Origin of the sequence: Paenibacillus sp. EKM301P (assembly GCF_011800295.1) — a bacterium.
In the GTDB taxonomy this organism is placed as follows: domain Bacteria; phylum Bacillota; class Bacilli; order Paenibacillales; family Paenibacillaceae; genus Paenibacillus; species Paenibacillus polymyxa.
Window position 1 is genome coordinate 1 of the sequence record NZ_JAALFM010000131.1, and the last position, 268, is coordinate 268.

At 66.4% G+C, this 268-nt stretch carries 1 protein-coding gene; it reads left to right on the forward strand.

What is annotated here, in order from left to right; all coding sequences use genetic code 11:
- A partial coding sequence (locus HFD99_RS25185; protein ID WP_167441093.1) for an AMP-binding protein occupies nt 1-268 on the forward strand: 268 nt, incomplete at both ends.

Genomic DNA, 268 nt, shown 5'->3' on the forward strand with positions numbered 1-268 from the left:
GCCGGGAGACGATCGTCGGCATTCTCGCCGAGCGTTCGGTGGACTTGCTGGTGGCCGTGCTGGCCGTCTGGAAAGCGTGCGGGGCGTATGTGCCGCTCGACCCGGATTATCCGGCGGACCGCGTGCGGTTCATGCTTGAAGACAGCGGAGCGAAGGTGCTGCTGACGCAAACGGCGCTGCGAGAGCGTGCTGAAGCCTGGCTCGGCGAAGAGGAGCTGGCGCTAGCGGCGGTGCTGTACCTGGACGACGAAGCGTCGTACAGCGAGGA